This is a genomic window from Sinomicrobium endophyticum (assembly GCF_052983315.1).
Genome location: NZ_JBRKIS010000062.1, coordinates 7,501 through 19,444 on the forward strand (window position 1 = coordinate 7,501; position 11,944 = coordinate 19,444).

At 41.8% G+C, this 11,944-nt stretch carries 14 protein-coding genes, 1 tRNA gene and 1 pseudogene (1 of these 16 cut by a window edge); 14 read left to right on the top strand and 2 right to left on the bottom strand.

The window, feature by feature from the left end; all coding sequences use genetic code 11:
* From ACVBDU_RS21705 to ACVBDU_RS21755, 11 genes are all read left to right on the top strand, one after another.
* On the top strand, nt 1–639 hold the 3' end of the coding sequence (locus ACVBDU_RS21705) for a LamG domain-containing protein (protein WP_447181783.1). The gene continues 1,569 nt to the left of window position 1, outside the view; the window shows 639 of its 2,208 coding nt (coding positions 1,570–2,208); its start codon lies beyond the left edge, outside the window; it ends in the stop codon at nt 637–639.
* A 100-nt stretch (nt 640–739) separates the two neighbouring features.
* A complete protein-coding gene (locus ACVBDU_RS21710; protein ID WP_447181784.1) occupies nt 740–2,101 on the top strand; it encodes a Gfo/Idh/MocA family protein in 1,362 nt (453 codons plus the stop codon).
* Nucleotides 2,102–2,158: 57 nt separating this feature from the next.
* Nucleotides 2,159–2,926, top strand: a complete 768-nt coding sequence (locus ACVBDU_RS21715; protein ID WP_447181785.1) for a 3-keto-disaccharide hydrolase — start codon at nt 2,159–2,161, stop codon at nt 2,924–2,926.
* Nucleotides 2,923–3,543, top strand: a complete 621-nt coding sequence (locus ACVBDU_RS21720; RefSeq protein ID WP_447181786.1) for a 3-keto-disaccharide hydrolase — start codon at nt 2,923–2,925, stop codon at nt 3,541–3,543. The genes ACVBDU_RS21715 and ACVBDU_RS21720 overlap by 4 nt, the downstream gene beginning before the upstream one ends.
* A gap of 143 nt (nt 3,544–3,686) precedes the next feature.
* Nucleotides 3,687–4,241 (top strand): glutathione peroxidase, encoded by a 555-nt coding sequence (locus tag ACVBDU_RS21725; protein ID WP_447181787.1) that lies wholly within the window; start codon nt 3,687–3,689, stop codon nt 4,239–4,241.
* A 10-nt stretch (nt 4,242–4,251) separates the two neighbouring features.
* On the top strand, nt 4,252–5,127 hold the full coding sequence (locus tag ACVBDU_RS21730) for a carbon-nitrogen hydrolase (RefSeq protein WP_447181788.1): 876 nt from the start codon (nt 4,252–4,254) through the stop codon (nt 5,125–5,127).
* Nucleotides 5,117–6,169 carry an agmatine deiminase family protein gene (locus ACVBDU_RS21735; RefSeq protein ID WP_447181789.1) on the top strand — a complete coding sequence of 351 codons (1,053 nt, stop codon included), beginning with the start codon at nt 5,117–5,119 and terminating at the stop codon, nt 6,167–6,169. The genes ACVBDU_RS21730 and ACVBDU_RS21735 overlap by 11 nt, the downstream gene beginning before the upstream one ends.
* 11 nt (nt 6,170–6,180) lie before the next feature.
* On the top strand, nt 6,181–7,344 hold the full coding sequence (locus tag ACVBDU_RS21740) for a trans-sulfuration enzyme family protein (RefSeq protein ID WP_447181790.1): 1,164 nt from the start codon (nt 6,181–6,183) through the stop codon (nt 7,342–7,344).
* A 113-nt stretch (nt 7,345–7,457) separates the two neighbouring features.
* A complete protein-coding gene (gene bshB1 / locus ACVBDU_RS21745; RefSeq protein WP_447181791.1) occupies nt 7,458–8,159 on the top strand; it encodes a bacillithiol biosynthesis deacetylase BshB1 in 702 nt (233 codons plus the stop codon).
* Nucleotides 8,160–8,221: 62 nt separating this feature from the next.
* A tRNA-His gene (locus ACVBDU_RS21750) sits at nt 8,222–8,297 on the top strand.
* Nucleotides 8,298–8,438: 141 nt separating this feature from the next.
* Complete coding sequence (locus tag ACVBDU_RS21755) at nt 8,439–9,197, top strand: hypothetical protein (RefSeq protein WP_447181792.1); 759 nt, start codon at nt 8,439–8,441, stop codon at nt 9,195–9,197.
* An 81-nt stretch (nt 9,198–9,278) separates the two neighbouring features.
* Here ACVBDU_RS21755 and ACVBDU_RS21760 read toward each other — a convergent pair whose 3' ends face one another.
* Nucleotides 9,279–10,124, bottom strand: a complete 846-nt coding sequence (locus ACVBDU_RS21760; protein WP_447181793.1) for an AraC family transcriptional regulator — start codon at nt 10,122–10,124, stop codon at nt 9,279–9,281.
* A gap of 88 nt (nt 10,125–10,212) precedes the next feature.
* On the opposite strand from ACVBDU_RS21760, the gene ACVBDU_RS21765 reads away from it, so the two are divergent.
* From ACVBDU_RS21765 to ACVBDU_RS21775, 3 genes are read left to right on the top strand one after another with little or no spacing between them, the layout of a single operon-like run.
* Nucleotides 10,213–10,776: a short chain dehydrogenase gene (locus ACVBDU_RS21765; RefSeq protein WP_447181794.1), complete on the top strand. Its 564-nt coding sequence runs from the start codon at nt 10,213–10,215 to the stop codon at nt 10,774–10,776.
* 13 nt (nt 10,777–10,789) lie between these two features.
* Nucleotides 10,790–11,140 carry a 5-carboxymethyl-2-hydroxymuconate Delta-isomerase gene (locus ACVBDU_RS21770; RefSeq protein WP_447181795.1) on the top strand — a complete coding sequence of 117 codons (351 nt, stop codon included), beginning with the start codon at nt 10,790–10,792 and terminating at the stop codon, nt 11,138–11,140.
* Nucleotides 11,091–11,678, top strand: coding sequence for a lipocalin-like domain-containing protein (locus ACVBDU_RS21775; protein ID WP_447181796.1), 588 nt, complete (start codon nt 11,091–11,093; stop codon nt 11,676–11,678). Before ACVBDU_RS21770 ends, ACVBDU_RS21775 begins: the two co-directional genes overlap by 50 nt.
* An 86-nt stretch (nt 11,679–11,764) precedes the next feature.
* Here ACVBDU_RS21775 and ACVBDU_RS21780 read toward each other — a convergent pair.
* A pseudogene (locus tag ACVBDU_RS21780) lies at nt 11,765–11,944 on the bottom strand (IS5 family transposase); the annotation flags it as partial.

The following is an 11,944-nucleotide window of genomic DNA, read 5'->3' on the forward strand; positions in this document are numbered from 1 at the left end:
AAGGAACTTCTTTTGTTGTTACTCCTTTACACACTGAAAGAAGGAGGGGTGTCGTCCCGAAAAATGGGGAATTTACTCTGGCCGGGTTTTTCTCCGGAGAGTGTGAAAAACAACCGGAGCACGCATATCAAAGAGATCCGCAATATTTTTGAGAACGAACTGGATGTACACATTGTTTACGCCAATAAAATGTGGCGACTGGAAACAGGAAATAATGTAGAGATAGATATCCGGGAAATAGACCGGAGAATCCCGGTATTTTCAGAACGTAAAGAAATAGTGCCTGGTAAAGAAGATACGCTGAAATGGGCCGATATGATAAGTCGTGGTCCTATACTACCCCAAACCGAACTGGAATGGATAGACGCTTTTAAGTCCGATTATGCCAACAAGGTCCTGGATGTGCTTGTGCCTTGCATGGAAAACCCGGATCGGTTCACGGGCGAAGAAGAACTTCGTATTATCCGCGCTATTCTGACTACCGATCCTCTCTATGAACCCGCAGTACGGCGTAAGGTATCCATCCTGGTACAGGGAGGAAAGCACACGCTTGCCAAAAAAGCGGTAGACCACTACAAGAAATTATATGAGAGCTTTTACGGGGAAATATGTGAACCGGATTTCCCGGTTCAATTGTAATTAAAACGATATAATTTTAATTGTTACCCCGAATATTACCCCGGTTAATATCCCGTGTGTCCGTAAGTTTACGACAGTTAATCTTTAAAATCAACCGAGTATGGAGAACAAAAGAAGATCGTTCTTGAAAAATCTCGGATTGGCGGGAGCAGCGACTGCAGTAACCCCGGCAATCCTTGCTAAAGACACCATTGGTAAGCAGGGCCACACGGTCACTTATCTGAACAGATCGGCAGTTAATCCCTCCGAAGAAAAGACACTGAAGTTAGCACTTATAGGTGCGGGAGGAATGGGAACAGAAGACATGAATACTGCTCTCAAACACGACAATGTAGAAATGATAGCTGTTTGTGATCTTTATGACGGACGTCTGGACCAGGCAGCTGAGAAATGGGGAAACCATTTATTCAAAACAAAAGATTATAAAGAAATATTAAAGCGAAAGGATATTGATGCTGTTATTATAGGAACCCCCGACCACTGGCATAAACAAATCAGTATCGATGCCCTGAATGCCGGGAAACATGTATATTGCGAAAAACCGATGGTACATTCCGTTGATGAGGGACATGAACTGATCAACGCCTGGAAAAAATCCGGAAAAATATACATGGTAGGGAGCCAGGGACTTTCTTCTCTCGGTAACGAAAAGGCAAAACAGCTTTTGGCTGAAGGAGCCATAGGAGATATCAACTACGCCGAAGGTTTCTGGGCAAGGCACTCTCCCCTGGGAGCCTGGCAATACGCGGTACCGGAAGACGCTTCGGAAAAAACAGTAGATTGGTCCCGGTATATTTCCAATATAAAAAAGCATCCTTTCGATCCGCTTCGTTTTTTCCGCTGGAGAAATTACCTGGATTATGGTACCGGCATGTCCGGAGACCTTTTTGTACACCTGTTTTCCAGTTTACACTTTGTAACCGGTTCGTACGGACCGGATAAAATATCGGCTATGGGTGGCCTACGTTATTGGGAAGACGGCCGTGAAGTGCCAGATGTCTTACTGGGAATGTTCAACTATCCCGAAACCAAACAACATCCCGGGTTTAACCTGTCTCTGCGCTGTAATTTCGTAGATGGCACCAGTGGGTCCACATACCTCAAAATTGTGGGAAGTAAAGGCTCTATGGATATTACCTGGGACGATGTCGTACTGAAACGGAACAACCACGTGGATGCAGATCCTTTTCTCCAGGAAAAAGCAAAAGAAGCAGGCGGATATGCGGGCAGAAAGAAAATACTTCCGCCTGCAGAGACCGTATATCAGGCAGAAAAAGGATACAAAGGAGCACATTACGACCATTTTGCCAACTTTTTCCATGCCATTCGTCATGGAGGGACAGTAGCGGAAGATCCCGTATTTGGTTTCCGTGCCGCAGCTCCGGCATTGCTGTGCAACGATAGCTATTTTCAGAATAAATACATCAAATGGGACCCGGTACAGATGAAGATAGTTGGATAAACAGGAAGATAGTGCATAACTGATCCGGAAATATTTCATTTAAAAAAACGTATAAACATGAAGAGAATACTGATTACTCTTGGTATGGCAACCCTGCTTTTCGGAGCCTGCAAGACCGAGAAAAAAGAACAGCAAAAGGAAGCGGAAACACCGAACGTCATGGAGGCGCCCCGTAAAGATAATATCCTGACAGACAAGGAAAAATCCGAAAACTGGATATTGCTTTTTGATGGGAATACCGCAGACGGATGGCGTGGCTATAACCAGGAAACCCTGCCCGATGGTTGGGTGGTCGAAGACGGCACACTGAAATCCCTTGGAAGAGGCGGGGACATAGGAGGCGATATCGTGTACGGAAAAGAACCTTTCGCAAATTTCGAACTGTCCATGGAGTGGAAAATAGCCGAAGGAGGTAACAGCGGAGTTTTCTACCACGTACTGGAAGGGGAACAATACGATGCTCCCTATTACAACGCTCCCGAATACCAGGTCATAGACCAGGTAGGATTTCCCGAAAAACTGGAAGACTGGCAATCTATCGGGGCAGACTACGGTATGTATACTCCCGATTATGAAGGGGCGGTAAAACCCGCTGGAGAATGGAATTCGACTCTTATCGTATTTACCCCGGAAAAAGTCACTTATTGGCTCAATGGTAAAAAGACGGTAGAGTTTGAGCCGTGGTCCGATGACTGGAAAAAACGAAAGACCGAAGGTAAGTGGAAAGACTTTCCCGACTATGGCAAGGCCAAATCGGGACTTATCGGTCTGCAGGACCACGGAAGTTTTATATGGTTTAAAAATATTAAAATAAGAAAGTTATGAGAATTTACACTATGAAAAACGGATTACTGGCCTGCCTGATGGCTTTAGTCCTAAGCGGATGTAATTCAGGAAAAACAAAACTCTTTAACGGAAAGGACCTTACCGGATGGGAAATATACGGTACGGAAAAATGGTATGTGGAAGACGGTCTTCTGGTTGCCGAAAGCGGCCCGGACAAAGAATACGGGTACCTGGCCACAGACAAAAGCTACAGGAATTTTGAACTGGATGTGGAATTTTTACAGGAAGCCGACGGCAACAGCGGTGTTTTCTTCCGCTCCGAAATAGAAGGTACTAAAATTTCCGGGTGGCAGGTAGAAGTAGCCCCACCCAATCTTTATACCGGGGGAGTTTACGAATCCTATGGCCGGGGATGGCTGATAAAACCAGAGCCCGAAAAGGAAAAAATACTCAAATACGGTGAGTGGAACCATATGAAAATAAAAGTACAGGACGATCATGTTACCACCTGGCTCAACGGAGAACAGATGATCGATTTCACAGATGATAAAATAGGAGAGGCCAACGGTAAAATAGCACTGCAGATTCACGACGGAGGAGGAATAAAAGTCTACTGGAGGAACCTTGTATTAAAAGAGATTCCCGGAGCAGACTAAATTGTAAATTCTCACCAGGAATAAACTCCCGGATAAAGTCAGTGTCCCCTGAAGGAACTGTCAGTATCCGGGAGTTTTTATTTCTTATTTTGTCTTTTGTATTACCCTTAAATATAATTACCTTAGATGTAAATTTCGGAGTGATGAAAAAACTGTTAATCCCCGCGTTTATATTGTTGTTTGTGACAGTATATGCGCAAAAACAAAATACTATGGATAAAGAAACCATTTACCAGTTTGAAGTAGAAGATCTGTATGGAAATACATTTGATTTCAGTGATTTAAAAGGGAAGAAGATCATGGTGGTAAATACGGCAAGCGAATGCGGACTTACCCCGCAATACGAAGGCTTGCAGGAACTTTACGAGATGTACAAGAGCAATAATTTTGTGATCGTCGGTTTTCCCGCTAACAATTTCGGAGGTCAGGAGCCCGGAAGTGATGAACAGATTGCCGCTTTTTGTAAACAGAATTACGGGGTGACCTTTCCTATGATGAGCAAAATTTCCGTGAAAGGTAAAGACATGCATCCGGTGTATGAGTTCCTTACCCAAAAAGCGAAGAATGGCAAGGAAAATTCGGAAGTAGAATGGAATTTCCAGAAATACCTGATCGATGAGTCCGGTCACCTGGTAAAGGTTATCGCTCCGCAAACCTTGCCAAACGATCCTGCCATTACCGATTGGATTAAAAGTTGAGAAAATACGAATGACAAAAGTTAGGATAGGACTTGTTCAGAACACATGTGTTGCTGACAAACAGAAGAACCTGGAAAAAGCTATTGAGGGAATAAAAAAAGCGGCCTCCGAAGGGGCACAGATCGTGTGCCTGCAGGAATTGTTTACTTCTCTTTATTTTTGCGATACGGAAGCCTACGATAATTTCACCCTGGCCGAAGCCATTCCCGGACCTTCTACCGAGGCACTTGCGATTGTGGCGAAGGAACAAGGGGTTGTGGTAATCGCTTCCCTTTTTGAAAAACGAGCACAAGGGCTGTATCACAATACAACGGCTGTGATCGATGCGGACGGTACCTACCTGGGGAAATACAGGAAAATGCATATCCCGGATGATCCCGCCTATTACGAGAAATTTTATTTTACCCCCGGAGACCTGGGATATAAAGTCTTCCGTACCCGCTATGCGACCATAGGGGTGCTTATCTGCTGGGATCAATGGTATCCTGAAGCAGCCAGGATAACCTCGCTTATGGGAGCTGAAATCCTGTTCTATCCTACAGCTATCGGATGGGCCACTTCGCAGGATGAAGAGACCAATGTCGAACAATATAATGCATGGCAGACCATACAACGAAGTCATGCCATAGCTAATGGAGTGCATGTAGTGAGTGTAAACCGGGTAGGCCTGGAACAGGACGGCACCATGAAATTCTGGGGAGGGTCGTTTATTTCAAATCCTTTCGGAACCGTTCTTTACCAGGCATCCCATGAAAATGAAGAAATTGCTGTCCGGGAAATAAACACGGAAAAATCTGATACTTACAGGACGCACTGGCCGTTTTTACGGGACAGAAGAATTGATTCTTATCAACCTATTACCAGGCGTTTTATTGATGAAGAATAGCTTTTCAACCCCGAAGGAATTGGGATATTACTTCCCTGCGGAATTTTATCCCCATACGGCTACCTGGCTTAGCTGGCCTCATAAAGAAGCTTCCTGGCCGGGAAAAATACATACTATTTACCCTGGTTATGTAAGTTTTATCAAAGAATTGACCAGGGGAGAGCAGGTATGTATCAATGTCTGTGACGAAGCCATGAAACGCTTTGCCATCGAAGAATTGCGTAAGCAGGAGGTAGACCTGAGTAAAGTGTCGTTCTTTATACATCCGACCAATGATGCCTGGTGCCGGGATCACGGCCCCGCATTCCTGATTAATCCGGATGCGGACATTAAAAAAGTGATCGTGGATTGGGGGTATAATGCCTGGGGTGATAAGTACCCTCTTTACGACCTGGATGATGTCATTCCTACGAAAATCGCTTCCCATTACGATATCCCGGTATATCATCCCGGGATTGTTATGGAAGGCGGATCGGTGGATTTTAATGGAAAGGGAACTGTGCTTACTTCCGGTTGCTGTTTGCTTAACAAAAACCGGAATCCTCATTTGAATAAAACGCAGATAGAGGAATACTTGTCGAATTTCTACGGAGTGGATCACGTGCTATGGGTAGATGAGGGTATAGTAGGGGATGATACGGACGGACATATAGATGATACCGTTCGTTTTATCAACGAAAATACGGTGGTTGCAGTAGTAGAAGAGGATAAAAATGATGAAAATTACGAGTTGCTCCGTCAAAATTTAAAACAACTGAAGGGAATGCGCCTTCAGGACGGAAAACAATTGAATATCATAGAATTGCCGATGCCGGATAAACTGGTCTATGAAGACATGCGTTTGCCCTGCTCTTATGCGAATTTTTATATAGCCAACAAATCTGTCATAGTACCTACCTATAACTGTAAGCAGGATGACAAAGCCCTTTCCATTCTTCAGGACTGTTTTAAGGACAGGGAAGTAGTGGGGATAGATTCGACGGAGATTATCTGGGGATTGGGGAGTTTTCACTGTTTGAGTCAGCAAGAACCTGAAATATAAACGTAACCCTTATGAAAGACAAAAAAACAGAATTTAACACTTTGTGTGTGCATGCAGGAGAACTTCGGGATGAGAAATACCAGGGGGCAATATCTCCTTTGTACATGGCAACTTCCTATGCTTTCGAAAATGTGGAGGCCAAACGCTATCCCCGTTATTTCAATACACCGAACCAGGAGGCCCTTTCCCGTAAGATTGCAGTGCTGGAGCACGCGGAGAAAGCGTTGTTGTTCGGTAGCGGCATGGCCGCGATCAGCACAGCCTTGATGGCGTTCCTACGCCAGGGCGACCATGTGGTGCTGCAAAAGACCCTGTATGGCGGGACTTTTAACCTGGTAACCGAAGAATTTCAGAAATTCGGGATCGAATATACTTTTACCGAAGGATGGACGCCTGAAGATTTTGAAGCCTGTATCCGTAAGAACACCAAGGTTATTTATATAGAAACCCCCTCCAACCCGTTGCTTACGATTACCGATATAAAAGCCGTAGCCGGAATAGCTTCAAAGCATGGCCTGGTATCTATGCTCGATAATACCTTTGCCAGCCCGGTGAACCAAAACCCCATTGATTTTGGTATAGATCTGGTGATACACAGTGCCACCAAATACCTCGGTGGGCACAGTGATATACTGGCTGGGGCTGTCGCAGGTTCCGAAGAACACATGGAGAAAGTTTTGCAGTTCGGTAAGAATTTCGGGGGAAATCTGGGTGATTATACGGTATGGCTGTTGGAGCGAAGTATAAAAACACTCGGGTTGCGCGTAAAAGCGCAGAACCGTAATGCGAGGAAACTGGCAAGGTTCCTGCAAAAGCATTCGGATGTATCTGCAGTGTATTATCCCGGCCTGAAAAGTCATCCGGACTATGCCCTGGCGAAACAACAAATGAAAGGTTTCGGAGGAATGTTATCTTTTGAACTCCGTGACGGATTGGATGCCCGGCAGTTTATGCAGGAACTCCAATTAATAAAACCGTCCATGAGCCTGGCCGGGGTAGAGAGCACCATAAGTTCTCCCATGCTTACTTCCCATGCCCTGTTAAGTGCCGAAGAAAGGCAAAAACAAGGTATATCCGACGGATTGCTTCGTTTCTCCGTAGGAATTGAGGATAAAAAAGATCTTATAAAAGATATAGAAGAGGCCCTGGCCAAAGTATCAGAGCTTGTAGGATAAAAGAAATCATAAAAACCGAAAGAAAAGAGTGAAGGAGTCTTTTCTTTCGGTTCGGAATAATAATTTTGCAGAGAGAATTTTTTAATAATCATTTAAGGGAAAGGAAGTCACAGGTGAAATTAGATATATTAGCTATCGGGGCACATCCCGATGATGTGGAACTGGGATGCGGGGCAACAATAGCCAAGGAAGTAGCGCAAGGTAAAAAAGTTGGGATACTCGACCTCACCCGGGGCGAATTGGGAACCAGGGGATCAGCCGAACTACGCGATAAAGAATCGGCCCATGCCGCTGAAATACTGGGGGTGACCGTAAGGGAAAATCTGGCGTTTGCCGATGGTTTCTTTATAAATGACAAAGAACATCAACTGGAAATTATAAAAGTAATACGCAAATACCGTCCGGAAATAGTGCTTTGCAATGCTGTTGATGACAGGCATATCGATCACGGAAAAGGAAGTAAATTAGCCAGTGACGCTTGTTTTTTAAGCGGGCTGGTAAAGATAGACACCGGTCAGGAGGCGTGGCGGCCGAAACATGTTTATCACTACATTCAGTGGAAAAACCTGGAGCCGGATGTGGTTGTAGATGTGACTGGTTTTATACATTTGAAAGTAGAGGCCGTTTCAGCCTACACATCACAGTTTTTTGACCCGGATAGTAAGGAGCCGGAGACACCGATCAGCAGCAGGAATTTTTTGGATAGTATTACCTACAGGGCCAGGGATTTAGGTCGTATAGTCGGAGTGGATTATGCAGAAGGATTTACGGCAGAACGGCATGTGGCCGTACATTCCCTGAATGATTTGATATAAAAAATTGCATTTTTTCTTTGCGAATAAGGGATAAAAAATTACCTTTGCATCCGCAATTAAATGGTGGTTGTAGCTCAGTTGGTTAGAGCGCTAGATTGTGGTTCTAGAGGTCGCCGGTTCGAGACCGGTCTTCCACCCTGAAAAGGAGCATTCTTAAGAGGATGCTCTTTTTTTTGTTTTTATGAAAAAGGAAGGCTGGTCAAGAAAATCATTTTAAGAGCAAAGAGGATTTTTGTATATCTTTATGGCAAATCAAAAAAGCAATAAAATGATTTATAAATGAAAAAAATATTACTACTATTAGGAATATTCCTTTTATGGAGCTGTTCAGGTGATGATGAGATAAAGGTGGATGATGAAAACGATCTCTCTCAGGAGGAAATTGAAAGGAAAGAACACGAAAAATTAAGGTATAAACTGGGGAATAGTAAAATAATTTTTGACTTTGGTGTTCAACATGAAGAGTTAATAGAGGAACTGGAAGGTTATGAAGAGCATCATTTGAAAAGAATCAATTCATTGGGAGAGTATGCTTTGGTAAGTGATGAAACTCCAATTTTTGGAAAATACCAAACCCAGGTGAACTCTCCACACGGAGACAGTGATTGGATTATACTACCTAATTTTTTAATCCAACAGAAGGATCCACCCATCGACCTCCCTCCTGATACAAGCCAATTACATATGCCTCCTCATGTTACTCATACATTTTTTTACGAAAATAATGAAAGATCATATGAGTACGGTGTTTACCCTGAAGAAGAAGATGTTAATCGTCCGCATTATCAGGTATTGACATTTATTGACATTGTAAATGATGAAACATATGCTATTGTCAAAGAATGGATTAAAAGTTTTGAAGAAATAAAAAAGGACTTTGAGCCTGTGAACGATTTAAAATATATAAAGGAACGCATAGTACAAGATGATATCACAATAGAAATAGGATACTATTATTATGAGGAAGAAATAAATAATAGTATTATCGTCCGTTTCTACAGTAGCAAAGAACCCGAATATGCTCAGTATATAGAATAATATTAAAATTCAGGCATTTTTTTAAACCCGCCTAAATTGCTACTTACACAGTTTTTCGGATACTATCGATACTACCAATTTTCAGTTTACATTATTTGTCTTTCTAAACTCGGACGGATTCATCCCTTTATATTTTTTAAATAAACGGTTCAGGTGGCTTTCATCGGAGAAATTAAGCTCGTAAGCGATTTCGTTTATTCGCATATCGCTGTGCAGCAGCCTTGTCTCTACCAGTCTCAATTTGTAGTTGACAATATAGCTTTGTAGGGTTTCACCTGTTTGCTTTTTAAAGTAACGTCCCAGGTAATTCAGCGATATATTAAAATGGTTACTGAGGTTTTCTGCCCTTAAATTTTTTTGGTCAAAAATATTTTCCTGAATGTATTGTAGTATCTCTAATACTGGTTCGCCGGTACTTTCTTTTACATTCTTTGGAAGTTTCAAAGCAATATTCCTCGCCACAATGGTAATGATGGTGTTAACGATTTGCCCTGTAATGCGATTGTAGTACAACTGTTGATTAGTTTGTTCGTTTAGGATACTCTCAATAAGCGAAGCGATCAATGGTTTATCCACTTTGTTTTTTAAAATACATCCGGGGCGGTGACTGGCATTTTGCAAAATATATTCCACCTGTTTTACGGCATCTTTGTCTTTCCAAATTTTTTCCTTTACAAATAATTCATTGAAACGGAGAAAAAAGAAAGTTGTTGGCGTGGCGATATCAAATGAATATTCATCCTGTGGGGTTAGTAAAAATAAGTTGCCTTTGCGATAATTAAATCTGTTTTTGTTTACTATTTGAATGCCCGTTCCGTCTATTACATAAATCAATTCAAAAAAATTGTTGCGCTTCGTGGTTTTGGGGAAGCGTAGCATTTCTTTCCATTCTATTTCATAAGGCCTGTATAAAGTTTCTCCTTTCATAGTGGTAAAAATACAAAATAAGTGTAAAATAGTACAAATTTAAACGTATACTTCCTGAATAACTTTGCGTTATCAAATTATAAGTAATATGAAAATTTTAATTATCGGCGCAAATGGCAATATCGGAAAAATTATTACACCTGTCTTACAACAAAAACACGAAGTAATTACAGCGGGAAGAAACAGTGGCGATGTTTCGGTGGATATTTCTTCCGTTGCTTCCCTTGAAAATCTATTTGCACGAATAGGAACTGCAGATGCAGTTGTTTGTGCAGCAGGCGATAGTGTTACAAGCGACTTGTTTTCTATGACAGATGAAAAATATTTTACAGGAGTGCAACAAAAATTATTGGCTCAAATAAATCTTGTAATCACAGGTTTGAAACACATCAATAACAATGGTTCATTTACACTCATATCAGGCAAAATGGGTGAAAATCCTGCTAAAGGTTCATCAGGGAAAGCCGTAGCAAATGGCGCTGTAAACAGCTTTGTGTTGGCGGCTGCATTGGAAATGCCAAGAGGTATAAGGATTAATGTGATAAGCCCGTCAAAACTCACAGACATTGCTGCCGAAGATTTGATTAAGGGCTATTTAAAAAGCATTGCAACTTCGGCTAACGGAGACATTATAAGAATTGGTTACAATTAAAAACAAATAAATTATGCCACATTTTATTATTGATTGTTCGGCAAATGTTTTAACACAGATGTCTGAACCCGAAATTTTAACAGCAGTATTTGATGCTACTAATGCAAGCGGTCTTTTTACAGAAGAAGATATTAAAGTAAGAATGAACCCTTATGTGCGATACGAAGTTGGAGGTAAAAATACAGACTTCATTCATGTATTCGGATATATTCTTGAAGGAAGAACAGAAGAGCAAAAAGCCGACTTGTCGCACCGAGTTGTAAAAACACTGACGGGCTTGTTTCCTGATATTGAGTTTATAGCTTCAAGTGTAGATGAATTTACAAAAGCCGGTTATTGCAACAGGCATTTGTTGTCATATTAAACAAAATAAATTTTTAAAAACAAACAATGAAGTTATGAGAAATTTAATGTGTGCTGCATTTATAATGTTATTTACTGCATTACAGGCACAAGACGTAAGGCTGTCAAAAGAAAACAGAAAACAATTTGTCGATACATGGTCGTTGGTAGCAGTAGAAAATACCAATGCTGATGGAAGTAAAACATTTCCTTACGGCAAAAATCCTGTTGGTTTGCTTGTGTTTACTGACGCTGGTGAATATGCCATACAAATTTTAAAAGCTACTCGTCCAAAAGTTGCAGCAGGAGATAAGAATAGGGCAACGCCGGATGAAAATGCTGCTTTGGTCAAGGGGAATAATTCTCATTTCGGCACATATACTGTTCACCCTGAAAAGCACACTATTACTTTCAATGTGCTACATGCTTTTTATCCTAACTGGGAGGGCAATGTGCAGGTACGTTCTTACAAACTTGAAAACAATATGCTGAGCTATGTTGTAACCAATACAACTAATGGTGGGGCTGTTACAGCAACTGTGGTGTGGAAGAAAAAATAGTTGTTTTTGTCCTTTATAATGCCATACTCAAAATGCAATTGGTTATCCGAACCGTTGGTAGTAATAGTTTTACTCATTGAACTCGTTTAAACTTTTTTGATTTTTCTTAGTTTGAACTTCTTTAAGGCTAACACAATAAAAGCAAGGTAATTAAACCCTGTCCAGCTTGCCACGGTAGTATCAAACCTGTTTAGTAATGACCGGAAACTGTCCATCCAGGCATTGGTGCGCTCGATGACATAGCGTTGGTCATAAAGTTCTTTGTC

What these genes read in the sequence shown, in the direction of transcription:
- ACVBDU_RS21715 (WP_447181785.1), top strand. Translation starts at nt 2,159, where the DNA reads ATGAAGAGAATACTGATTACTCTTGGTATGGCAACCCTGCTTTTCGGA.
- ACVBDU_RS21710 (WP_447181784.1), top strand. Translation starts at nt 740, where the DNA reads ATGGAGAACAAAAGAAGATCGTTCTTGAAAAATCTCGGATTGGCGGGA.
- ACVBDU_RS21735 (WP_447181789.1), top strand. Translation starts at nt 5,117, where the DNA reads ATGAAGAATAGCTTTTCAACCCCGAAGGAATTGGGATATTACTTCCCT.
- ACVBDU_RS21725 (WP_447181787.1), top strand. Translation starts at nt 3,687, where the DNA reads ATGAAAAAACTGTTAATCCCCGCGTTTATATTGTTGTTTGTGACAGTA.
- ACVBDU_RS21765 (WP_447181794.1), top strand. Translation starts at nt 10,213, where the DNA reads ATGAAAATTTTAATTATCGGCGCAAATGGCAATATCGGAAAAATTATT.
- ACVBDU_RS21760 (WP_447181793.1), bottom strand. Translation starts at nt 10,124, where the DNA reads ATGAAAGGAGAAACTTTATACAGGCCTTATGAAATAGAATGGAAAGAA.
- ACVBDU_RS21730 (WP_447181788.1), top strand. Translation starts at nt 4,252, where the DNA reads ATGACAAAAGTTAGGATAGGACTTGTTCAGAACACATGTGTTGCTGAC.
- ACVBDU_RS21775 (WP_447181796.1), top strand. Translation starts at nt 11,091, where the DNA reads ATGAATTTACAAAAGCCGGTTATTGCAACAGGCATTTGTTGTCATATT.
- ACVBDU_RS21755 (WP_447181792.1), top strand. Translation starts at nt 8,439, where the DNA reads ATGAAAAAAATATTACTACTATTAGGAATATTCCTTTTATGGAGCTGT.
- ACVBDU_RS21720 (WP_447181786.1), top strand. Translation starts at nt 2,923, where the DNA reads ATGAGAATTTACACTATGAAAAACGGATTACTGGCCTGCCTGATGGCT.
- ACVBDU_RS21740 (WP_447181790.1), top strand. Translation starts at nt 6,181, where the DNA reads ATGAAAGACAAAAAAACAGAATTTAACACTTTGTGTGTGCATGCAGGA.
- ACVBDU_RS21770 (WP_447181795.1), top strand. Translation starts at nt 10,790, where the DNA reads ATGCCACATTTTATTATTGATTGTTCGGCAAATGTTTTAACACAGATG.